Origin of the sequence: Sorangium sp. So ce394, from assembly GCF_051474665.1 — a bacterium.
GTDB classification, from domain to species: domain Bacteria; phylum Myxococcota_A; class Polyangia; order Polyangiales; family Polyangiaceae; genus Sorangium; species Sorangium cellulosum_D.
Genome location: NZ_CP150339.1, coordinates 7,617,340 through 7,639,079, shown reverse-complemented (window position 1 = coordinate 7,639,079; position 21,740 = coordinate 7,617,340). Strand labels below are relative to the sequence as shown.

17 protein-coding genes are annotated in these 21,740 nt (G+C 73.8%); 7 read left to right on the top strand and 10 right to left on the bottom strand.

All coding sequences use genetic code 11. The features are described from left to right. Positions 1 to 76 precede the first annotated feature (76 nt). On the bottom strand, positions 77 to 757 hold the full coding sequence (locus tag WMF33_RS27795; RefSeq protein ID WP_437331458.1) for a universal stress protein: 681 nt from the start codon (positions 755 to 757) through the stop codon (positions 77 to 79). Positions 758 to 1,044: 287 nt separating this feature from the next. Further along, positions 1,045 to 1,869, bottom strand: a complete 825-nt coding sequence (locus tag WMF33_RS27790) for an SDR family oxidoreductase (RefSeq protein ID WP_061628221.1) — start codon at positions 1,867 to 1,869, stop codon at positions 1,045 to 1,047. A 631-nt stretch (positions 1,870 to 2,500) separates the two neighbouring features. Between WMF33_RS27790 and WMF33_RS27785 the strand changes: the two genes are divergently transcribed. Both WMF33_RS27785 and WMF33_RS27780 read left to right on the top strand, forming a co-directional pair. Beyond that, positions 2,501 to 6,376: a serine/threonine-protein kinase gene (locus WMF33_RS27785; protein WP_437331457.1), complete on the top strand. Its 3,876-nt coding sequence runs from the start codon at positions 2,501 to 2,503 to the stop codon at positions 6,374 to 6,376. Between the two features lie 52 nt (positions 6,377 to 6,428). Continuing rightward, positions 6,429 to 8,207 (top strand): DUF6178 family protein, encoded by a 1,779-nt coding sequence (locus tag WMF33_RS27780; RefSeq protein WP_437331456.1) that lies wholly within the window; start codon positions 6,429 to 6,431, stop codon positions 8,205 to 8,207. A 50-nt stretch (positions 8,208 to 8,257) separates the two neighbouring features. On the opposite strand, the gene WMF33_RS27775 is transcribed toward WMF33_RS27780, so the two are convergent. Both WMF33_RS27775 and WMF33_RS27770 read right to left on the bottom strand, forming a co-directional pair. Continuing rightward, entirely contained in the window at positions 8,258 to 9,202 is a 945-nt protein-coding gene (locus WMF33_RS27775) for a hypothetical protein (protein WP_437331455.1), read from the bottom strand. A 266-nt stretch (positions 9,203 to 9,468) separates the two neighbouring features. Further along, a complete protein-coding gene (locus WMF33_RS27770; RefSeq protein WP_437331454.1) occupies positions 9,469 to 9,969 on the bottom strand; it encodes a polymorphic toxin-type HINT domain-containing protein in 501 nt (166 codons plus the stop codon). 303 nt (positions 9,970 to 10,272) lie between these two features. Between WMF33_RS27770 and WMF33_RS27765 the strand changes: the two genes are divergently transcribed. Both WMF33_RS27765 and WMF33_RS27760 read left to right on the top strand, forming a co-directional pair. Continuing rightward, positions 10,273 to 11,061 carry an SDR family NAD(P)-dependent oxidoreductase gene (locus WMF33_RS27765; protein WP_437331453.1) on the top strand — a complete coding sequence of 263 codons (789 nt, stop codon included), beginning with the start codon at positions 10,273 to 10,275 and terminating at the stop codon, positions 11,059 to 11,061. Positions 11,062 to 11,249: 188 nt separating this feature from the next. Then, entirely contained in the window at positions 11,250 to 11,606 is a 357-nt protein-coding gene (locus WMF33_RS27760; protein ID WP_437331452.1) for a hypothetical protein, read from the top strand. A gap of 81 nt (positions 11,607 to 11,687) precedes the next feature. Here WMF33_RS27760 and WMF33_RS27755 read toward each other — a convergent pair whose 3' ends face one another. Beyond that, entirely contained in the window at positions 11,688 to 12,485 is a 798-nt protein-coding gene (locus WMF33_RS27755; RefSeq protein ID WP_437331451.1) for a hypothetical protein, read from the bottom strand. Between the two features lie 246 nt (positions 12,486 to 12,731). On the opposite strand from WMF33_RS27755, the gene WMF33_RS27750 reads away from it, so the two are divergent. After that, entirely contained in the window at positions 12,732 to 13,253 is a 522-nt protein-coding gene (locus tag WMF33_RS27750) for a DUF2243 domain-containing protein (protein ID WP_437331450.1), read from the top strand. 86 nt (positions 13,254 to 13,339) lie between these two features. Here the strand turns inward: WMF33_RS27750 and WMF33_RS27745 are convergent, their stop codons facing one another. From WMF33_RS27745 to ybaK, 3 genes are all read right to left on the bottom strand, one after another. Beyond that, on the bottom strand, positions 13,340 to 14,512 hold the full coding sequence (locus WMF33_RS27745) for a serine/threonine-protein kinase (RefSeq protein WP_437331449.1): 1,173 nt from the start codon (positions 14,510 to 14,512) through the stop codon (positions 13,340 to 13,342). 203 nt (positions 14,513 to 14,715) lie between these two features. After that, a complete protein-coding gene (locus tag WMF33_RS27740) occupies positions 14,716 to 15,537 on the bottom strand; it encodes a hypothetical protein (protein ID WP_437331448.1) in 822 nt (273 codons plus the stop codon). Between the two features lie 99 nt (positions 15,538 to 15,636). Further along, positions 15,637 to 16,125: a Cys-tRNA(Pro) deacylase gene (gene ybaK, locus WMF33_RS27735; RefSeq protein ID WP_437331447.1), complete on the bottom strand. Its 489-nt coding sequence runs from the start codon at positions 16,123 to 16,125 to the stop codon at positions 15,637 to 15,639. A 31-nt stretch (positions 16,126 to 16,156) separates the two neighbouring features. Between ybaK and WMF33_RS27730 the strand changes: the two genes are divergently transcribed. After that, a complete protein-coding gene (locus WMF33_RS27730) occupies positions 16,157 to 17,449 on the top strand; it encodes an ABC1 kinase family protein (RefSeq protein WP_437331446.1) in 1,293 nt (430 codons plus the stop codon). Positions 17,450 to 17,594: 145 nt separating this feature from the next. Then, positions 17,595 to 18,383: a hypothetical protein gene (locus tag WMF33_RS27725; protein ID WP_437331445.1), complete on the top strand. Its 789-nt coding sequence runs from the start codon at positions 17,595 to 17,597 to the stop codon at positions 18,381 to 18,383. Positions 18,384 to 18,465: 82 nt separating this feature from the next. On the opposite strand, the gene WMF33_RS27720 is transcribed toward WMF33_RS27725, so the two are convergent. Both WMF33_RS27720 and WMF33_RS27715 read right to left on the bottom strand, forming a co-directional pair. After that, positions 18,466 to 20,181: an ATP-binding protein gene (locus WMF33_RS27720; protein ID WP_437331444.1), complete on the bottom strand. Its 1,716-nt coding sequence runs from the start codon at positions 20,179 to 20,181 to the stop codon at positions 18,466 to 18,468. Then, complete coding sequence (locus tag WMF33_RS27715; protein WP_437331443.1) at positions 20,174 to 21,736, bottom strand: ATPase domain-containing protein; 1,563 nt, start codon at positions 21,734 to 21,736, stop codon at positions 20,174 to 20,176. Before WMF33_RS27715 ends, WMF33_RS27720 begins: the two co-directional genes overlap by 8 nt. Positions 21,737 to 21,740: the final 4 nt, after the last annotated feature.

Below are 21,740 nucleotides of genomic sequence, written 5' to 3'. Positions count from 1 at the left end.
CAAGGGTTCGTGTCGAGCGCCAGCCGAGGCGACGGAGGAGCTTCCCATAACAAGGAGAAGCTCCTCGCTTGCAACGTCAGGTCGAGAACCCCCAGGGCCTCACCGCGCGGCGCACCGTCCTCGTCGTCTCGGCGCCCGAGTAGACGTGGGCGTGGACATGCCCCTGGTGGCGCGCGCACCACAGGCTCGCTCCGCCGGTCCGGTTGCGCTCCGCGAGGCAGTCGGGGCACGGCGGCTCGATCTCCGGAATACGCCACGAGTCGTCGTGGTGCTTGTCCCGGACCACGCACACGGGACACCCCGCGGTGCGCACCACGCGCTCGGCGACCGAGCCGAGCAGCACGCGCTTCACGCCGGTGCGCCCGTGCGTCCCCATCACGATGAGATCCGCGTCGACGTGCGCCGCGAGCCAGACGATCTCCCGGGCCGGATCGCCCGTGAGCAGGTGCGTGACCACGCGCTCGACGTGCGGGGGCCGCGGCGGCACGGCGAACTCGTTGGCGACGCTCGTCGCGAGCTCCTGGAGCCGGGCCGCGGCGTCCGCCGCGCTCGAGGTCTTGGCGAGGCCCTGCAAGCCCAGCATCTCCCGGCCGCTGTCCGCCACCGCCACGACGTGCACCTCGCCGCCGGTCTCCTCGGCGTTCGCCAGCCACAGCGCCCGGAGGAGCACGCCCCGGCTCGCCGGCGAGAGATCCACCGCCGCCAGAACGTTGAACGGCCTGGTTGTGGCCGATGTGCTCGAAGGATTCGATTCCATGGCTTCCTCCCGTGACATGTCCTTGTTGGCTCGCGACCGAGTCGCAACGAGCGTGCCTCTCGCCGCCCCGCGCGCGGTCGCGCTCGGCGCGGCGCCGGAAGAGCCCGGGACGCAGGCAATGCGCTTCGCCGCGCACCCGATGCGTGGACGAAAGGAGCGTCGAAGGGAGCGGCCGCGGCCGAGCCCGCGCCGGCGGCCCGGAGCGCTCAGCCAGCGGCCGAGCCCGCGCGCCGGCGGCCCAGAGCGCTCCGCCAGCGGCCGAGCCCCGCGCCGCCGGCCGGGAGCGCTCAGCCGGCGGCCGGGCCGGCCTTCCGCTGCGCGCTGTCGCAGACCCAGCGGACCACGCCCGGGATCACCCCCTGCGCGATCGCGCTCACGCGCGAGCCGACGTCGGGGTAGATCTCGAACCGCCCGCGCGCCATGCCGTCGGCCATGCTGCGCGCCACCGCGTCCGGCTCCAGCGTCTTCACGTTGCCCGCGATGGCCTTGGTCTCCGCGGGCTTGTACCGGTTCTCGAACGCGAGCTGCGGCGTGTCGGTGTCGGGCGGCATGCACACGCTCACCCGGACGCCGTGCGGCCACATCTCCGCGCGCAGCGCCTGCGAGAAGCCGATCAGCGCGAACTTGCTCGCGGCGTACGGCGTGTAGCCGTAGATGCCGATCACGCCCGCCAGCGACGAGACGTTGAGCACATGGCCGCTCCCGCGCGCCACCATCGCCGGCAGCACCGCCTTGCACAGGTGGACGGCGCCGAAGAAGTTCACGTCCATCATGCCGCGGAACTCCTCGACCGGCAGCTCGAGGAACCGCCCCGGCATCACGGCGCCCGCGTTGTTCACGAGGTGATCGATCGGGCGCTCGGCGAGCAGCGACTCCACGGCCCGCGCGACGTCCTCCGACCGGCTGACGTCGAGCTCCAGGACGTCGACGCGCGCCGACGGGTGCTCCCGCCGGATGCCCACCGCCGCCTCGTCGAGGAGGGCCCGGCGGCGCGCGACGAGCGTCACCGCCGCACCGTAGCCCGCCACGAGCCGCGCGAACGACAGGCCGATGCCGCTCGATCCGCCGGTCACGAGGACGCTCTTGCCCTGAAAGTAAGTTCGGGTGTCCATCGACGGCGGAACCTACCCCAGGAGAGCGCCAGGCGCGAGACGCTCGTGCACGCCCGCGCCAGGACGCCTCAGCGGGCGCGCCGCCGCCCCTTCAGCGCGTCCTTCAGCAGGCTCCCCGCGGCGGCGCCGATCGTCTCCGACCGAGCTTGTCGAGCTTCCTCTTTTGCTGCTTGGACAGCTTCGCCTTCATGCGCTTCAGGTCAGCACGCTGCATGCCATGCATTCGAGTCCAGGCCGCCATCACGAAAGCGATGCTCCGCCGCGACGCGCGCGACGCCGATAGGACGTTTTGCCCCGCTGTGGTGAAAATGCGGGTCAACCCAACGGCGCGCCGCCCCGCCAGGGCGACAGGGCAGCGCGCGCCGGACGAGCCCGCGGGGGCGAGCGCGCCTCCGGGGGAGCGCCCGCCTCCCGGGACCCGCGCGCGGGCGCACCACCCCGCACGGCACGGCGCGCGCCGCCCGTGCCCGGACGGGCCGCGTTTGCTACATTACAGTGTCTGCGGTCGCCGCCGCCGGCGTGTCGCCGTGCCCGGCCGCTCCGGGCGGACTCGCTGGCGATCGGCGCCGAGTTCGTCTACTCACGTTGTAAGCAAGCTCATGCGAGATCTCAGGTAACACGGGGAGCCGAGATGCGCGTGGGAGACGTCATCGACCGTCGCTTCCGGCTCGAGGGCCTCGCCAGCTCCGGCGGGATGGGCGACGTCTACCGCGCCATCGATCTGGCCGCGAACGAGCCGGTGGCGCTCAAGGTCCTGCAGCGCCGCGGGCTCCAGGAGGCGATCCGGTTCGCGCGCGAGGCCGAGGCGCTCGAGGCGCTCACCGCGCTGCGGCACCCGGGCATCGTGCGCTACGTCGCGCACGGCGCGACCGACACGGGGCAGCCCTACCTCGCCATGGAGTGGCTCGCCGGCGAGACGCTGACCGAGCGCCTCGCCAGGCGGTCGCTCTCCGTCCGCGAGACCCTCGCGCTCGCCTCCAGGGTCGCCTCGACGCTCGGCGTCGTCCACCGCGCCGGCATCGTCCACCGCGACCTCAAGCCGAGCAACCTGCTCCTCGTGGGCGGCGTCGTCGAGGGGGTCACCCTCATCGACTTCGGCGTGGTGCGCCTCGGCGCCATCGACCGGCACCTCACCATGCCGGGCACGATGCTCGGCACCCCGGGCTACATGGCGCCCGAGCAGGCCCGCAGCGAGCCGAACATCGACGCCCGCGCCGACGTGTTCTCGCTCGGCTGCGTGCTCTTCAAGTGCCTCACCGGGCGCTCGGCGTTCCAGGGCGCCGACGGGCTCTCGGTGCTCATCAAGGTCATCCTCGAGGACCCGCCGCGGCTCCGCGAGCTCCGCGGCGACATCCCCGAGGCGCTCGACGACCTCGTCGCGCGCATGCTCGCGAAGCCGCCGAACGAGCGGCCCAAGGACGGCGACGCGGTCGCGGCCGAGCTCCTTGAGCTCGACGACCTCGGCGCGGGCGCCGTGAGCAGCCGCCCGTCGAACACCCTGCGCGGCAGCGAGATCACCACGAACGAGCGCAAGATGATGTGCCTCGTGCTCGCCCGCGACGTGACCGGCGACGCCGAGGCGACGCGCTCCCAGGAGGAGGACCTGGAGCGCAGCAAGGCGCTCATCGCCGTGGCCGAGCGCTACCAGGGCGAGCTCGAGATCCTGGAGTCGCGCTCCCCGCTCATCGTGCTCTCCGCCAGCGGGGCGCCGACCGACCTCGCGGCCCAGGCCGCGCGCTGCGCGCTCGCCCTCAACGCGCTGCTCGGCTGCGTGCCCGTCGCGCTCGTGACCGGCCGCGCCGAGATCTCCTCGCGGCTGCCGGTCGGAGAGCTCATCGACCGCGCCGTCCACCTCCTGCCGCCGGCCCACGCCCCGGCCGGCGCGGACGCCGTCCGCATGGACGAGGTGACCGCGGGGCTGCTCGGCTCCCGGTTCGACATCACCCGCGACAAGGGCGGCCTCCGCCTGCACGGCGAGCGCGAGGCGCTCGCCACGACGCCGCCGCTGCTCGGCAGGCCGACGCCGTGCGTCGGGCGCGACCGCGAGCTCGCCCTGCTCGAGGCCGCGTTCGCGCACTGCGTCGACGAGTCGACGCCGAGCGCCGTGCTCGTGACCGCGCCCGCGGGCGCCGGCAAATCCCGCCTCCGCACCGAGCTGCTCCGCCGCCTCCGCGACCGCGGCGAGGAGATGGAAGTGTGGATCGGGCGCGGCGACCCCATGGGCGCCGGCTCGGCCTTCGCCCTGCTCGCGTCGGCGCTCCGGCGCGCGATCGGCCTGTTCGACGGCGAGCCGATCGAGGCGCGGCAGCACAAGATCCGCGCGCGCGTCGCGCGGCACGGCCGGGGCGAGTCCCCGCGCACCGCGGCGTTCCTCGGCGAGCTTATGGGCGTGCCGTTCCCCGACGGCGACAGCGTGCAGCTCATGGCGGCGCGGCGGAACCCCGTGCTGATGAGCGACCAGATCCGCCTCGCCTGGGAGGACCTCCTGCGCGCCGAGTGCTCGGCGCGGCCGGTGCTGCTCGTGCTCGAGGACCTGCACTGGGGCGACCTGCCGAGCGTGATGCTGGTCGACTCGGCGCTGCGCAACCTCGGCGATCAGCGGCTGATGGTGCTCGCGCTCGGCCGGCCCGAGGTGCGCGAGCTCTTCCCGAAGCTCTGGGCGGGGCGCGGCGTGCACGAGGTGCAGCTCTCGGGGCTGCCGCGCCGCGCGAGCGAGCGGCTGGTGCGCCAGGTGCTCGGCGAGGACGTCGCGCCGGAGCTGCTCACGATGATCGTCGACCGCGCCGACGGCAACGCGTTCTACCTGGAGGAGCAGCTCCGCGCGGTCGCCGACGGCAAGGGCGCCGACCTGCCCGAGACGGTGCTGGCGATGGTGCAGGCGCGCATCGAGGCGCTCGACATCGAGGCGCGGCGCGTGCTGCGGGCGGCGAGCATCTTCGGGCAGACGTTCTGGCAGGGCGGCGTCTCGGCGCTCGTGGGCGGGGCGCAGGTGGCGCCGAAGCTCGTCGAGCTGGAGCAGCGCGAGGTCATCGCGCGGCGCGGCGAGGGGAGCCTCCCCGGCGAGGTCGAGTACAGCTTCCAGCACGCGATCGTCCGGGAGGCGGCCTACGGGATGCTGACCGAGGGCGATCGGCGGCTCGGGCACCGGCTGGCGGGCGAGTGGCTCTCGCGCGCGGGCGCGGCGGACGCGATGGCGCTCGGCGAGCACTTCGAGCGCGGCGGCGAGCTGTCGCGGGCGGCGGCGGCCTACTGCCGCGCGGCCGAGCAGGCGCTCCGGGCGCAGGACCTCGCCGCCGCCGTCGAGCGCGCCGAGCGCGGGGTCGCGTGCGGCCCGACGGCGCAGACGCTGGGCGCGCTGCGCCTCGTGGAGGCCGAGGCGCACGTCTGGCGCGGGGAGCTCGCGCTCGCGGAGCAGCGCGGCGTCGAGGCGGTGGAGCGGCTGCCGGCCGGCTCGGCGCCGTGGTTCTCGGCGATCAAGCAGGTGGCGGTCGCCGCGGGCAAGCTCGGCGGCTTCGAGCGGGTGGAGCGCTGGATGGGCGTGGCGCAGGCCGCCGAGGCGGAGGCGGAGGGCGCGCTCGTGGAAAAGCACATGTGCCTCGTCGAGGGCGCGCTCCTGCTCGTGTTCGGGGGGCGCTACGCGTTCGCGGACGCGCTGATCGAGGCGGTCGAGGGCGACGGGACCGACCTCGCGGAGCGGGAGGTCGAGGTGGAGGCGCGGCTGCACGAGGTGCGGTCGATCCGGGCGCTCGTGAACGGCGACCCCGGCGCCTGCCTGAGGGGCCTGTCGTCGGCGCTCGCGGCGTTCGAGCGGGCGGGCGACCGCGGCAACGCCTGCGCCGTCCGCATGAACGTGGGCTACATGCACGCGGAGCTCGGGGATTTCGCGGGCGCGGAGGAGGTGCTGCGCAGCGCCCTCGCGGCCGCGGAGCGGATGGGGCTGCACGAGCTGGCCGCGGCGACGCTGAGCAACCTGGGGCACGTGCTCGGCTACCGGGGGCGCGTCGAGGAGGCGCAGCGGACCGCGCGGGAGGCGATCGCGCTGTCGCAGCGGCTCGGGGATCCGCGCCAGGAGGGGAGCGCGCGGACGTACCTCGCGCGGATCGCGCTGCTCGCCCGGGATTACGAGGCCGCGGAGCGGGAGGCGAGGACGGCGGCGGAGATCTTGCAGAGCGCTCCGCCGCTGCGCGCGGCGGCGGTGGCGGCGCGGGCGCGGGCGCTCCTCGGCCTCGGGAGGTACGACGAGGGGCTCTCGGCGGCGGGGGAGGCCTTCTCGATGCTGGAGGGGATCGGGGCGATCGAGGAGGGGGAGTCCGCGGTGCGCCTCGTCTACGCCGAGGCGCTGGAGGCGAACGGGATGGAGGCCGACTGCGCGGCGGTGATCGCGGCGGCGCGGGAGAGGCTCCTGGAGAGGGCGGGGAAGATCAGCGATCCGGTGTGGCGGGAGAGGTTCCTCACCGTGCCGGACAACCAGAAGACGCTCGCGATGGCGGAGCGGTGGGTGGGGTAGGCAAAGGTTCGCGTGCTCCTCGTGGAGCACCGCGAGGGAGGTGAGATTCGATATGACGAATGCGCTCGCCAAGTCGACGCGTCCTCGCCACCTGGTGGCGAAGCTCCTCGAGCAGCCGGATCTCGTGCGGCTCGTGCAGGGGCTGGAGGCGCCGGTCCTCACCCGGCTGATCCACCACATCGGCCTGGAGGACGCGGGGGAGATCGTCGCGCTCGCGACGACCGAGCAGCTCAAGGGGATCTTCGACGAGGACCTGTGGCGCAGCGAGCGCCCGGGCAAGGACGAGGCGTTCGACGCGGATCGGTTCGCCCTCTGGCTCGAGGTGATGCTCGAGGCCGGCGAGGCGTTCGCGGCGCGGAAGATCGCCGAGCTCGACGAGGATCTCGTCACGCTGGCGCTGTGCAAGCACGTCCTCGTGATCGACATCGACGGGCTCAGCGTGCAGATGTCGAGCTCGGAGCGCTCGGACGACGACGATCTCGTGGACAAGGCGCTCGAGAGCTGCCTGTACCAGGAGTTCGAGGAGTTCCGCATCATCGCCAAGGACCACCGGAGCTGGGATCCCATCCTCCAGGTCCTCGTCGAGCTCGACCGGGAGCACCACGCGCTCCTGCGGGCGCTGCTCGAGCGGTGCTGCGCCATCTCCACCGAGATCATCGAGGAGTCCGGCGGGCTCTACGACGTCCTCACCTCCGAGGAGATGCTGGAGTCCGACGTCGCCGCGGAGCGGGAGGACCGGCGCGAGCAAGAGGGGTTCGTCGCGCCGTCGGCGGCCGTGAGCTTCCTGAACCTGGCGCGGGTCACGCCGCTCGACGAGATCCTCGGGGCCCGGACGTACGATGCCGTCACGCGCGCGCATTTCCGGGCGGCGGCGGCGAAGGCGCGGCCCCCGGCCGCGGCGGCCCGGCGGCCGGTTTCCGGCGTGGAGAAGGGCGCGCCGGCCGCGGACGACCTCCAGAGCTTCCTCGAGGTGCTGCGCGAGGCGGACATCGTGCCTCCCGCGGCCGAGGCGCGGCTCCTCACGGCCGGCGCGCCGCGCGAGGGGGAAGACCTCCTGTTCACGTCGGCGATCCGCGAGGCGATGGCGCGCGACGCGGAGCTCTACGGGAAGCGGCTCCTGGAGCTGAGCTACCTCGTGAACGTCCTCATCTCCGGGTGCAGCCACGACGGCCGCGCGTTCCGGCCGTTCGAGGCGGCCGAGGCCGTGCTCTGCACCTGCAGCCTCGGGCTCGAGCGCCTCCTCGGAGAGCGCGCGGGGCGCAAGAAGCCGGGCGCGGACGAGCTCGCGTCGGCGATGACCGAGCACGACGCGGTGAAGATGTTCATGGCCGGGTGGCACCTCCTGCACCACGAGGTGGTGCTCTTCGCCGCCGGCGCGCTCCGGAAGGCGCTGGCCAGGCTGGTCGCCGACCAGCCCGACGGGCAGGCGGCCCGGGAGATCGAGCGCGTGGCCGCCGGGCTCGCGGCGGACGCCGACGCGGGCAAGCCGTGGCGCTCGCGCGGCAAGCTCGATCGGATCGAGCGCGCGCTCGGGGCCGAGGCGACGGCGACCTACCGCGCGCTCCTGGACGAGCTCCCGACGCTGCCCGACGGCGCGGTCGAGGGGGCGCAGGCGAGGGGCGCGCAGGGCTCGCGGTTCGTCTCGAGCGCCGCGCAGATCCGGGCCATCCAGGCGATGCTGGCGCGGCCGGAGGGGAGCGGGGCGAAGGCCGCCCCGCGCGCGGCCGGCGCCGCTGGGCGCGAGGCGAAGGCCGCCCCGCGCGCGGCCGGCGCCGCTGCGCCCGCCAAGGCGCGCAAGCGCGCGCAGCCCGGCGCGGGCCGCCGGAAGTAGCGGATCGGCCCCCGCAGCGCCGCCTCCCGGGCGGGGGAGGCGGCGCGCGATCACCCCTCGCGCGGGGGCGCCTCGGGCAGGCCGGCGTTCTTGCGGAGCGTGGCGATGAGGCGGTCCAGCGCCTCGCGGTAGCCCTTCTGGGCCGCGGCGATGCGCTCCTCCATCGTCGCGTCGATCTCCTTCACCTGGGTCGCGGACGAGTCGAGCATCGCCTTGCTGCGCCCGAGCTCCTCGATGCGCTCGTCCGACGCCTTCTTCTCCTCGTCGGTGCGCCGGCCCGAGGCCTGGAACGCGCGCTCCGCGGCCACGGCCTCGTCGATCGACGCCTTGATCGCCTCGATCTCCTCGAGCATCCGGCGGAGCCGGAGCTTGTGCTCGACCATGTCGACGTGGACGGTGTAGCTCGCGAAGCTCACGGCGTCGGCCTGCCGCTCGAGCGCCGCGGCGTTCTCCTTGCCGAGCGAGGCGCGGTGGCGCTCGATGGTGCGGTGCGCCTCGTTGCGATCGCGGACGTACTTCTCGAGCTGGCGCGCGACGCCCTCCTCGAGCGCGTGCGCGGTGGCGCCGGTGACGTCGGCGTCGCACCCCTTCTGCTTGACGACGTACTGCGCGGCGCCGCTCACCTTGCGGGTGAGGTCCTCCTGGTTCTCGTTGAAGAACTCCATGGCGCCGTTCACGACGCGCAGGCGCTCGACGTAGTCGTAGCTCTTGCCCGCCGCGTCCGCCTGCTCGATGACCTCGACGGCCACCTTCCAGTCCGGCTTCTTGAGCTCGCCCGGGTAGCCCTGGAACTGGCCCGTGGCGCGCTTCGCGAGGTCCTCGCGCTCGCTGAACGACGTGGCCGTGGCCTGGAGCTCGGCCGGGTAACGCTCGGCGTAGCCGCTCTGGTGGGCCGAGGAGGCGATCTCGGGCTCCGGCTTGGGGGCGCTGCAACCGAGCGCGAAGAGGTGGCCGGCCAGGAAGAGCGCGCCGGCGACGAGGCGAGGTCGGTTCATGGGCGCAGGCCTATAGCCCAACTCCGCCCCCGCCGGGCGCGCTCCGCGCAGCCCGCGCAGCGGCTCGGCGCGCGCGAGGTGCGACGCGTCATGTGGTGTGGGTCACGCATGGTCAGGTGTGTGTGCGCCGGGGCTCATCGCCGCACGTGATGCCATCACAGTTGTTGTCCAGGCCGTCGCCGCACACCTCCTCTGCTCACGGATGCACCGACGGAAGGTCGTCGCGGTAGTCCAGCGCTTGGTCACCCATCCAGATCGCAGTCCGATCACGATTTGTTGTGGACCAGCAGGCCCTCAGCAAAGTAATTCCGCTCCGGGCCATCGATCGTCAGGTTGAAGACATCCACCTTGCCGGCCGACGGCGCGGGGCGGTGCGCCGTCACGGAGAGCTCGCGGACGTCGGCCGAGCCGAGCCAGGCCAGGAGCCGAGTCCCTTCGCGCAGCGCGCCCGCGTCGACCCACGCGCCGCGCGCGGCGTCGTAGAAGGGGTGCTCGGCCGTCACGCCGGCGACGACCAGCTCCCCCGCGGCGACGTGGAGGAGCTCGGTGGCCCGCGCGCGGAGCACCCGCGCCACCCTGCGCACCACCGGCGCGCGCCGCTCGAGGCTCAGGCTGAAGACCTCGTCCCCGACGTCGAGATCCTCGATGCGCCGGAAGCCCCGCGGCGTCACGATCCGCGTGCCGCGCACGAAGCAGCTGTCCGATCCGCGCGCCGCCCCCGCCATCAACAGCCCGAGCCCCGCGATAGGCCGCCACATCGCTCTCATCGTCGTCCCTCCTTCAGGACGGCCGGACCCTACCCGTCGTCCGCCGGGGAGACGAGCCCCAAAGCAGAGGGTTGCGCGCCCCACATCCGCGCGCGCGCGCCGCGCGTCGCGCACCGCTGGACATCGCGCAGGACGCTGGAACTGCTTCCTTTTTCGCCGCGTCCTTGGCATCGTCGCGGCCCGCTCTGCGCGCACGGCGGCGCCCGAGGCGCGCGAGGGCGGTTGTTCTTCTTTTATCTCGGCATGGCGAGCGCCGGAGCCGATCACGGCGGCGTCGATCACCTTCGCGAGAGGATGTGCGGCATGGGAGCTTTGAAAGACAAGGTCGTCATCGTCACGGGCGCGAGCGCGGGCATCGGCAGGGAGACGGCCGTCGCGCTCGCGGCCGAGGGCGCGAAGGTCGTCGCGAGCGCGCGGCGCGAGGCGCAGGGGCGCGAGCTCGTGGCCGCCGTCAAGGACCGCGGCGGGGAGATCACCTGGGTCACCGCCGACATGCGCGTCGAGCGCGACATCGAGGCGCTCGTGGACGCCGCGGTCTCCACGTATGGCCGCCTCGACGGCAGCTTCAACAACGCGGGCTGCGCCCTGATCGCGCCGCTCGCCGAGACGACCAACGACGACTACGACTTCCTCATCGACACCAACCTTCGCGGCACCTTCTGGTGCATGAAGCACCAGATCAAGGCCATGCTCGCCGGCGGCGGGGGCTCCATCGTCAACTGCGCCTCGGTGGCCGCGTCGCGCTTTTACCCCGGGCTCGGCGTCTACAGCGCCTCCAAGGCGGGCGTCGTCGCGCTCACACGCAACGCCGCGGTCGAGTACGCGCAGAAGGGCATCCGCGTGAACGTGGTGAGCCCCGGCATCATCGAGTCGGAGATGTCCACGACCCACTTTCGCCTCGACCTGCCCCAGGGCCGCGCCTTCGCCTCGTCGCTCCACGCGATGAACCGCGTCGGCAAGCTCGAGGAGGTGGCCGCGACCGTCGCGTTCCTCCTCGGCGACAAGGCGTCGTTCATCACCGGCCAGGACCTCGCGGTCGACGGCGGCAGCCTCTCGGCGGCGTGGCCCGCGGGCTACGCGGGCGGGGGCTGAGCCGCGCCCAGCGCGCGCGCCGAGCCGCCGGCCGCCGCGGCCGATCGCCGCCGGGCGCGGGATGGCCTCGCTCGGCGCGGCCGGCGTGAGCGGCCGATCGCCGGCGCGCGGCGGCACCTCGCGTGCACGCAGCGGGTCGGAGCGCGCGTGTGCGGGGGATGCACGGCGCGCGGCGATGGAGGGGAACCATGGGGCGCGATGACGAGGAGCGGCCCGAGCCGCAGGCGCAGGGCAAGGGGCGCGTCGACGAGGTCGATCAGTCGAAGGGGATCTTCCGGCTCGACGGGCCGCATCCCAAGGATGCCGAGCTCCGCGCGCCGGGCACGCTCGGCGGCGGTCCTTACGAGGAGTCCGGGCGCGGCGGCCCTGCGGGCTCGCTCGAGCCGCGGGGCCCCAGCCCCGCGTCCGCGGGCGCGGCGGCCCCGCCGGAGGAGCCGCCGGCGCAGGACGGCGACGCGGCCGACGAGGCGCGGCCGGTGGCGGGCGCGCTGCCGCAGCACGAGGACCGGAGCGCCGAGGAGCGCAGGGCCGCCGGGCAGGGGTGACAAGGGGCCGGCGCGACCGCCGCGGGGCTCGGGTCCTTCGCCCGGCCGGACCAGGGGCGAGCGCGCCGGCGCCTCGCGCGCTCAGCGCGGGGCCGCGGCGCTCGCGACACCCAGGGCGACGTATTTGCTGAGGGTGCCGAGCACACCCATCTTGTCGCGGAAGTTCTTCATGAGCCGGTCGGGCAAGATCAGCTCGTCGAACAGGAAGCCGCCGAGCGCCGACAGCGCGCCCGTGAGCGGGTTGCTGCGCTTCCCGGTCGCGTCGAGCGCCTTCTCGTAGCCGATGCCCCAGGCGAGCAGGCCCCCGGCGAGCACCGCGACGCCGGCGGGCGTGACGACCGGATCGAACCGGTCGCTCGCGCGGCGCCCCCCGAGCCCGACGGCCGTGGCCATGGCGTTCATGGAGGCCCAGGGCGACCCGCGCTTGAGGGTCGACGCTGCCATCATCGTGCACATCGTCGCCGCCGTCAGCGCGGCGCCGGTCCGCAGCCCGCGCGTGACGATCTCGCTCATGCGGGCCCCCTGCTGAGGGCGCTGCGCCGCCGCGCGGGGCGCCTCGGGCGGCAGGGCCGTCGCCTCGGGGGGCAGGGCCGTCGCCTCGGGCGGCAGAGCGGTCGCCCGAGCAGGCGAAGACGCCGCCTCGGCCGGCACAGCCGTCTCGGGCGGCAGGGCGCTCGCCTCCGGCGGAAGTGCGGTTGTCTCGATACGGGGAGACATCCCCTCGGAGGGGGGGACCAGCGCCGCGGGCTGGTCGGCCTCCGTGCCCCCTTGTCGGCCTACATGGAGATAGTCCTCGCGACCATCATGGTAGGTGTAAGGGACCGGCTTGGGACCCTGGTGCTCCGGCTCCGGCGTTCCTGCGGCGCGTTCCGGGTTCATTCGATTCTCCATCTGACACCTTTCGACGATTTCTTCGAAACCTAGGATCCGCGGCGGGTGCCAACTCCGTGCCAGCGCCGCGTCAGCCAGTCCACGTGGCCAGGACACCGCCCCGAGCACGATCGACCCGGGCTGGCGCGGCCGCGCGGACGCGCTCCGTGCCGTCCCGCTGGCCCGGCCGATCCGCCCTCGTCCGCGCGCGCCCGTGGTTTGGCCCTCGCATGGTGCTGCGCCCAGGAGGTCCCCATGAGCACGGCGCGACCGCTCGATCTCGACGCTCCCACGAGGACATTGCGCGCGGTGAAGACGGCCGGTGTGCTCTTCGGGTTGGGGGCGGGCGGGCTGATCGATGGAATCCTGTTCCATCAGCTCCTGCAGTGGCACCACCTGATCTGCTTCAGCTGCCATCCGGGCGCGACCATCGACGACGTGCGGAGGAACATCTTCGCAGATGGCCTGTTCAGCGCTGTCGCATTCGGTCTCACCGTGGCAGGAGTCAGCAAGCTCTGGGGCGCGCTGCGCAGCGGCGGCGCCCTGCTGCCGGGGCGGATCCTCCCCGGCGCCGCCGCCGTGGGCTGGGGGCTGTTCAACCTGGTCGAGGGCGTGATCGATCATCACCTCCTCCAGATTCACCACGTCCGTCCAGGCCCAGGTCAGCTGGGTTGGGATCTCGCCTCCCTCGCGTCCGGGGGCTTGCTCGTGCTCGGCGGCCTGCGCCTGATGCGCGCGGCGCCGCGCGGCGCGGGCGCCGGGCTGTCAGCGGGATGAGGGGGCGCGGCGGGGCGAGGGCCGGCGCCGGGCGGTGGTCAACCTTGCCCAGGGAGAGTCCACATGAAGGCGGGAAGGCGGGAAGATCATGAATGTTTTCTTCCCGCCTTCCCGCCTTCATGTTCAAATTTGACCACTACCGCCGTGAGCGGCAGCGGCACGGCGAGCGTGGTCATCGGATCGCCCTCCGCGACGGCCGCGCCCGCGTCGCCCTCCGCGGCAGAGGTCATGTCGAGCGACGCCGTGGTCTCGCCCCCCGGGGCCGGCGCGGCCGCCTCGACCGAGCTGCCGAGCAGCTCGCCGCCCGGACACGCCAGCGCGAGGGACGGAGCGCTCGACGCGGGCTCGCTCGCGCGGCGCTCGGCCTTCATCATCGACGGGTCGAGCGCGGTGCCGCCCGTGAGCAGCGGGCGCATCGCCGCCAGCATGGCCGCGGCGCTCGGGTAGCGCGCCGAAGGATCCAGCGCGAGCGCGCCGTGGAGGACCGCCGCGACCTCGACCGGGACCCACGGGGCGACCTCGTGGAGCGGCAGCGGCGGCGTGCTGCAGATCGTGTAGACGAGCTTCCCGAGCGTGCCGACCTGCTGGTACGGGGCGTGGCCGGCGAGGGCGCAGTAGAGGGCGCTGGCGAGCGACCAGAGGTCGGTGCGGTGATCGACGTCGCGGCCGTTCTGCACCTGCTCGGGCGACATGTACAGCGGCGAGCCGAGCACGCTGCCGGTGTGCGTCAGCCCCGTCGTGTGCGCCACGGCCAGCGGATCGGCCAGGATCTTGGCGATGCCGAAATCGAGGATCTTGACCGTGAGCGACCCGTCCGGGCGCCTCGCCAGGAAGAGGTTCGCCGGCTTGATGTCGCGGTGGACGATGCGCGCCTCGTGCGCCTTGTGCAGGCCCGCGAGCGCCTGGGCGCCGATGCGCAGCACCACGTCGGGCGGGAGGGGCCCGACCGCGTCGATGCGCTGCTGGAGATCCTTCCCGTGGAGGCGCTCCATCGCGATGTACGAGGTGTCCGTCTCCGCGTCGGTGCCCGCGTCGAGCACCTGCACGATGTGCTCGCTGTCGATCGCGCTCGCCGCCCGCGCCTCGCGGCGAAGGCGCTTCACCCCCTCGCTGCCGGGCAGGAGGTGGCGCGTGCTCAGGACCTTGATCGCGACGCGCAGCTGCGTGGTCGTGTGCTCCGCCTCGTACACGGAGCCCATCCCCCCCTCGCCGAGGAGGCGCACGAGCTTGTATTTGCGGTCAATCGTCTGGCCGATCAATCGCAGTGCAGCCTAGCGAAGCGACCCTGGTGCGGCAACGACGTCTCCCGTGGACGGGCGCGCCGCCGGCGCGCTGGCGAGACACGCGCGAGACACGCGCGAGACACGTCAACAGCGCTCGCCCTCTCGCGCCGCGCGGCGCTCCGGAGGTCGGTCGCCGAGCCGGGGAGATGGGTCGCGGCGCGGCGCCGCGCTCCGCGCCATCACCGCTCCGCCCGCGCGGGGCCGCCCTCGCCCCACGCCATCTCCGCGAGGCGGTGCAGCAGGGACAGCGAGGGCGGCTGCGCGCCCGCCTCGCGCGGCGGGAACGCGCACGTCAGCTGGACCACGGCGAACGGCGCCCTCCTGGCGATGAGCAGCTCGCAGTGGCCGCTGAACGCCGCGGGGCTCCGGGGCCAGGCGAGGGGGGCGAGCGAGAGCCCGTCGGGGAGCTCGGCGAGCGCGCGCCCGAGGTCGTCGAGCTCCTCGGGCGCGAGGCGCCGCTCGCGCGGCTCGGCCGCGCCGCCGCCCGGGTGGAGCAGCGCGTGCCCGCTGGCCTGCGAGCGGAACGGGCCGTCGGAGGACGGCGAGAGCGAGAGCTCGACCTTGACCCAGCGGCGCCCGCCGCCGGCCGGCGCGATGCCTTCGAGGACGAGGAGCCAGTCCGGCGCCGGCCGGCGCGCCATCGCGCGCCTCGCCCAGCGCCGCAGCGCCTGGGGCTGCGCCCAGGGGAAGAGCCCCGCGTGCCACGCGCGGAACGCGAGCTCCTCGCGGTACGCCGCGCCCGGGAGCCACGATTTGGCGGCCCCGAGCGACTCCCACACCGCGAGCCCCGCCGCGAACGCCGGGCCCACGCTGATGCACTGGACCAGCCCGGGGATGCAGGCAGTCGCCGCGGCGAGCACGGCGCCCCCCGCCGCGGCCGACGCGACCAGCTGGACCGCCCCGAGCCCGAGCTCCCACGGATGGCTGCCCTGGCACAGCTGCCGCAGCTCGGCGGTCGTCAGCTCGCTCGGGTCGCGCACGTCGCAGGCCGCTCTGGTCATATCCCTCGTCGCCGCCCCGGGCTCGGCCCGCAGCCGAGCGCTCCCAGCATACCGCGATCCGGCGGCGCGCGCCGTCAATCTGCGTCGCCGCCGGGGACGTCAATCTGCGTCGCCGCCGGGGGCGGCGACGATGGGGCCGACCGCGGCCTTCGTCGCGCGCAGGTAGTCGCCGGGGGCGATGAGGATCTGGGTGCCCCGCACGCCGGCCGAGATGGAGACGACATCGAAGAGCTCGATCGTCTCGTCCGCGTAGACGGGATAGGCCTTCTTCGCGCCGAGCGCGGTGACCCCGCCGCGGATGTAGCCCGTGAGCGGCTGGACCTCCTTGAGGGGCACGGTGTCGACCTTCCGGTCTCCGGTGAGCCGCGCGATCGCCTTGAGGTCGAGCTGGGCGTTGCCCGGCACCACCGCGAAGCAGACGCCGTGGCGGTCGCCGCGCGCCACCAGCGTCTTCCACACCTGCTCCGGCGGCAGGCCGATCTTCCTGGCCACGGTGCTCGCGGTCAGGTCGCTCGGATCGACCTCGTAGGTGCGCAGCTCGTACGGGACGCCGAGGCTGTCGAGGATGCGCGCCGCGTTGGTCTTCATGCGGGGCATGCTATACGCGCCGACCGGGCCGATGACGACCGAGAAGAAGCTCCCCGAGGGCCGGCTGAACCGCTTCGTCCGCCTCGCGGGCCTCGGCGCCCGCGCGGGGGCGGCGCACCTCCTCGCGCGGCGGGGCGACGCCGCCGCGGACGCCGCGGCGCACGTCGCCGAGGTGCTGGGCACGATGCGCGGGCTCGCCGCGAAGGTCGGCCAGATGGCGAGCTACGTCGACGGCTTCATCCCCGAGCCGCAGCGCGAGGCGTACGAGGCCGCGCTGTGCTCCCTCCGCGCCGCCGCGCCGGCGTCCTCGCCCGCGGCCGTCCGCGCGGTGGTCGAGGAGGACCTCGGGGCCCGTGTCGACGAGCTCTTCGCGGCGTGGGACGACGCGCCGTTCGCGAGCGCTTCCATCGGCCAGGTGCACCGCGCGGCGCTCGCGGACGGGCGCGAGGTCGCCGTGAAGGTCCAGCACCCGGGGATCGACCGGGCGCTCGCGAGCGATCTGGAGAACGCCGGCATGATCCGGGCGATGGTGGGCGCGGTGGCGCCCAAGGCGCTCGACTCGAGGCGCGTGCTCGAGGAGGTCCGGGCGCGGTTCCTCGAGGAGCTCGACTACGCCCTCGAGGCGGAGCGACAGCGGTATTTCGCGGGCGTTCACCGGGGCGATCCGACGATTCACATCCCCGAGGTCATCGCGTCTCGCTCGTCGCGCCGCGTGCTCACGGCCGAGCTCGCGCGCGGCGCGACCCTGGAGGAGGCCGCGGCGCGCGACGAGCGCACCCGGCGCGCCCATGCCGAGGCGCTCTGGCGCTTCGTCTTCAAGGGCAACCTCGTCGGCGGGATGTTCAACGCGGATCCGCACCCGGGCAACTACCTCTTTCACGCGGACGGGCGGGTCACGTTCCTCGATTTCGGCTGCGTGGAGCCGCTCGACGGCGCGCGGCTCGAGCACGGGCGCGGGATGCACCTCGCGGCGCTGCGGAAGGACGAGGCGGCGTTCGCGCGGCACGCGGCGCTGATCCTGGGGACGCGGGGCGGGCGGTTCGAGGAGATGTCGCTCGCGTACACGCGGCGGTGCTTCGAGCCGCTGTTCCGCGCGCCGTTCCGCGTCACGCGGGCTTACGTGACGAGCCTGGTGGAGGGCGTGAAGGCGATCAAGGAGCAGATCCTGGTGAAGGACAGCGGGTTCGTGCAGCTGCCGCCGGGCATGGTGTTCTTGAACCGGCTCCAGTTCGGGTTTTACTCGGTGCTCGCGCGGCTGGACGTGGAGGTCGACTACGCCGCGGTCGAGCGGGCGTTCCTGCGGGAGGCGGGGCTGCTCGAGTAAGGCTGCGCGCGCGTGCGCGACCCGGCGCATGCGCGACCCGCTGGCGGGGGCGCGTCGGAGAGCGGCTCGACGGCTTCTGCCGGGAGCGGTCGGCGCTATAACGGGCGGCCGCGGCCCTTGATCGGGGCAGGCCTTGGAGGGTCACATGAACAGACTCGCTCATCGAAGGACAATCGCCGCGCTCGCCCTGCTCGCCGCCGCCGCTTGTGGCGGGTCGTCGGACGACGCGCCCGACGACGGGAGCGGCGGGACGACGGCGTCTGGCGCGGGCGGCGGGACGACAACGTCCGGCGCGGGCGGCGGGACGACGGCGTCTGGCGCGGGCGGCGGCACGACCGCCTCCAGCGGGACGACCGCGCCGGAGGGCGAGATCCTGGCGCTCGAGATCGTCGAATGGCACCAGGACGAATCGGCGCTGCGGGTCTCGTTGGTCCTCAGGAATCAGGGTACGTTGCCGCTGCCGGTGACGCCGGAGAGCTTCTCCGTGACGAGCTCGGATGGGTTCTCGCTCGGCTGGGTGCCCTTCCGATGGATCACGAATCCGTGCCCGGCGGTGAATCTGCCGTCCTCTGGCTCCTTGCGCTGCGAGATGGGCTTCAGCAAGAGCGCCGAGCAGGAGCCGGCGCGGCTGGTGTTCGCCGCGCTCGACGGGCGCCAGATCGAGACCCCGTTTCCGGCCGAGTCGCCCATCACGCCGGACAACATCTGCTCCCACTTCAGCTTCGAGGGTCGTTGCTACGAATGCACGACCGAGTGCAGGCTGTACGATTCCGTCTGCACCTCGGAGGAGGACTGGATCAACCTCGACAGGCTTCTCTTCTCTGCGGGGGCCGCTTGCACCGAAGGTGCTCCCCTCCTGAGCGAGGCCTGTTTCGACGGGCTGCTGACGTGCATACGGGACGGGTGCGTCGAGGACTGCGGGTTCCACCCCTGATCCACGAGGCGCCCGACCGCGGGAGCGCGCCTCGGCTCCCCGCCTGCCGGCAGCCGCGCGCGGCCATCCGCTCGACCCGCCCTCAGCCGCGCTGCCGGGCGAGCTGCTCGATGACCGCGATGAGCCGCTCCGGCTCGATCGGCTTGGCGAGGTACGCGGCGAACCCCGCCGAGAGCGCCCGCGTCCGGTCATCGTGGCGGGCGTACGCCGTGAGCAATGCGGCCGGAAGCGGCCGGTCGCCCCGCTCGCCCTCCAGCGCCCTCAGCCGGCGGAGCAGCTCGTAGCCGTCCATCCCCGGCATGCCCAGGTCGCTCAGCAGCACCTGCGGCCTCTCCGCGGGGCTCCCCGCCGGCTCCAGCGCGTCCAGCGCCGCCTGGGGCGACCCGACGGCCGTCACCTCGGCCCCCTGCGCCTCCAGCGTGCAGACCAGCACCTCCCGCGTGTCGCTGTCGTCCTCGACCAGGAGCACCCGGACCCCCGCCAGCGGCCGTGCGGGCGCGGCCGGTCCGACCTCGGCCGGCGCGGCGGCCCCCTCCCGCGGAGCCGCCGCGGCAGGCCGCCGCGGAGCCGCCGCGGCCGGCCAGGCGGCGCGGGATCCGGCGTCGCGGGGCACGGCGTCGGCCAGGGGGAGCGCCACCGTGAACACCGCGCCGAGCCCCTCCCCGCGGCTGTCCGCGGACAGCGTGCCGCCGTGCAGCTCGACGAGCTGGCGGCAGATGGCCAGCCCGAGCCCGAGCCCCCCGTGCCGGCGCTGCGTCGCCGCGTCGTGCTGCCGGAAGCGCTCGAAGACGTGCGGCAAGAGCTCGGGGCGGATGCCGCGGCCCGTGTCGGCGACCTCGATGCGGACCTCGCCGCCGTCGCGCCGGATCGAGAGCCGCACCTGGCCGCCCGGCGGGGTGAACTTGACGGCATTGCTCAGCAGGTTCCAGAGCACCTGCTGCATCCGCTCGGGATCGGCGCGCGCCCGGCCGAGCCCGGCAGCGAGCGCCACCTCGATCTGGATGCGCCTGGCCTCGGCCGCGGCGCGGACCACCTCGACGGCCGCCTCGGCGATCTGCGTCAGATCCACGTCCTGCAAGCTCAGCCGGAGCTTGCCCGAGGCCATCCGCGCCAGGTCGAGCAGGTCCTCGACGAGCCGCGACTGCGCGCGGGCGCTGCGCTCGATCGCGAGGAGCCCGCGCGCCACGTCCTGCGCGCTCGCCGGATTGCCGGTGAGCTGGTGGGTCCACAGCAAGATCGCGTTCAGCGGGGTGCGGAGCTCGTGGGACACGTTCGCGAGGAACTCGTCCTTGACCCGCGATGCGTCCTCCGCCTGCTGCCGCGCCGTCTCCGCGGCCTGGCGCGAGGCCCGCTCGCGCTCGACGAGGTCGCGGACCTCGAGCTGCCGCCGGCGCGCGCGGAGCGCTGCCTGGACGGCCGTCACCAGGGTCAGCTCCCGGACCGGCCGCTCCAGGACCGTCAGGTTGCCGGCCGAGCGCAGCGCCGCGACGGCCTGCGCGCTGCGGAGCGCGAGCGGCTCCGCGCCGGCCAGCAGCAGGACGGGCAGATCCGACCACGAGGGCTGCGCGGCCAGCGCCGCGAGCAGGGCCGACACGGCCGCCGCCGAGAGCGCCTCCTCGGTCAGCAACGCGGCGCCGGCGCCGTCCAGCAGGCCTCTCGCGAGCTCGTCCACGTGGCCGCACGGGGCGGCCTCGATCCCGGTCCGGCCGAGGACCTGGCACAGCAGCGGGGTGTCCCGCCCGACCGGCGCCAGCACGAGGACGCGCTCGCCGCAGGTCGGGGCGCCGCCGTCACCCACCGCCGCCGTCCTCCTCGCCGAGCGCCTGGCGCCCGCCGCCGCCTCGGCGCCGATCCCGGTCGGTCGGCACCGGACTCCCGCTGAGGATGCTTTGCAGGTGCCTCAGCGGCTCCGCCCCGACATGCACGCCCCCGGGGCTGATGCTGAGCTCCCGGATCGTCGTGTCGTGCTCGCCCTGGCGCTTTTTGACGGCCGTCAGGCACCGGCGGATGCGCCCGTCGGACTCGAACATTTGCAGGACGATGATCGAGTCCGACAGATAGCTGACGTCCACCGGCTGTCTGGACCCGATGCCCATCAACCACTCATGGGACGTGACCAGGATCGTGAGCACCCCGCTGCGGTTCAGGAAATTGAGCAGCTCGTACATCTGCACCGGGAGCATCGACGTGTCCGCCATCGCATTGAAATACCCCATGAGGCTGTCGATCACGATGAGCCTGGCCCTGCGGTCTTCCACGGCCGCGCGGACCTTGTGCGCGAACTCGCCCGGGGTGATCTCGGCCGTCCTGACCTGCTCGATGGTCAGCCGGCCGCTGTCCAGATGGGAGTGGAGGTCGAGCCCCACGTTCGTCGACCGCGCCTTGAACGTCTCCGGGCGCTCCTCGAGGAGGAAGATGGCGCCGCCCACGCCCTCCCGGGCGGCCGCATTGGCGTAGACCGAGGCGAGCGTGCTCTTGCCGGAGCCGGCCGGACCGATGAGCAGGCAGGTGGTGCCGTGCTCCAGCCCGCCTCCGAGCAGGTCGTCGAGCGGCCCGAGGCCGCTTCGAATCTGCCGGAACTCGTCGTACTCGTTGGCGTGGCGCATCCCGAGGCGCGGATAAACCACGATCCCGCCCGTCTGGATCCGGAAATCATGGTATCCGCCCTGGAACGGGACGCTGCGCACCTTGAGCACGCGGAGGCGCCGGCGGACGTCGCCGTAGTCCGGCGCCCTCTGCTCCAGGTGAATCACGCCGCCAGCCAGGCTGTAGAACTCGGTACTGCCGTGGCTGTCCAGCTCCGGCTCCAACGGCCCTTCGCCGACGAACAGCGCCGTGCACCCGTACCCGGCCAGGAACTGCCGGAGCGCCACGATTTCTCGGTGGAACCGCGACGTGCTGCCCGCCAGCAGGCCGAGCACGCCGATCGAGTCGAGCACGACGCGGCGAGGCCGGGCGTCCTCGACCGCCTGGCGCAGCCTCCGGGTGAGCTCGCCCAGCTCGACCTCGGCCGTGTGCAGCACCGTCTGCTCCAGGGCGAGCTGATCTGCGATATCGCCCAGCGACAGGTCGTGCACGGCCACGCCCTCCAGCGACCACCCGTGCGAGCGAGCGATCGCCTCGAGCCCTTCCTTGGTCTGGGCGAGCGTGATGTACAGGCCGCTCTCGCCGGCCCTCTCGCCGGCGAGCAGGAATTGCAGCACGAGCGTGGTCTTGCCGGTCCCGGAGCCGCCCTGGACGAGGTGCACCTCTCCGCGCGGGAAACCGCCTCTCAGGATCTCGTCCAGACCGTCGACACCCGAGCTCGCCTGTCCATCGCGGAGCTCGGTTGGATGGTTCGGTTGGCGCCCCATCCGG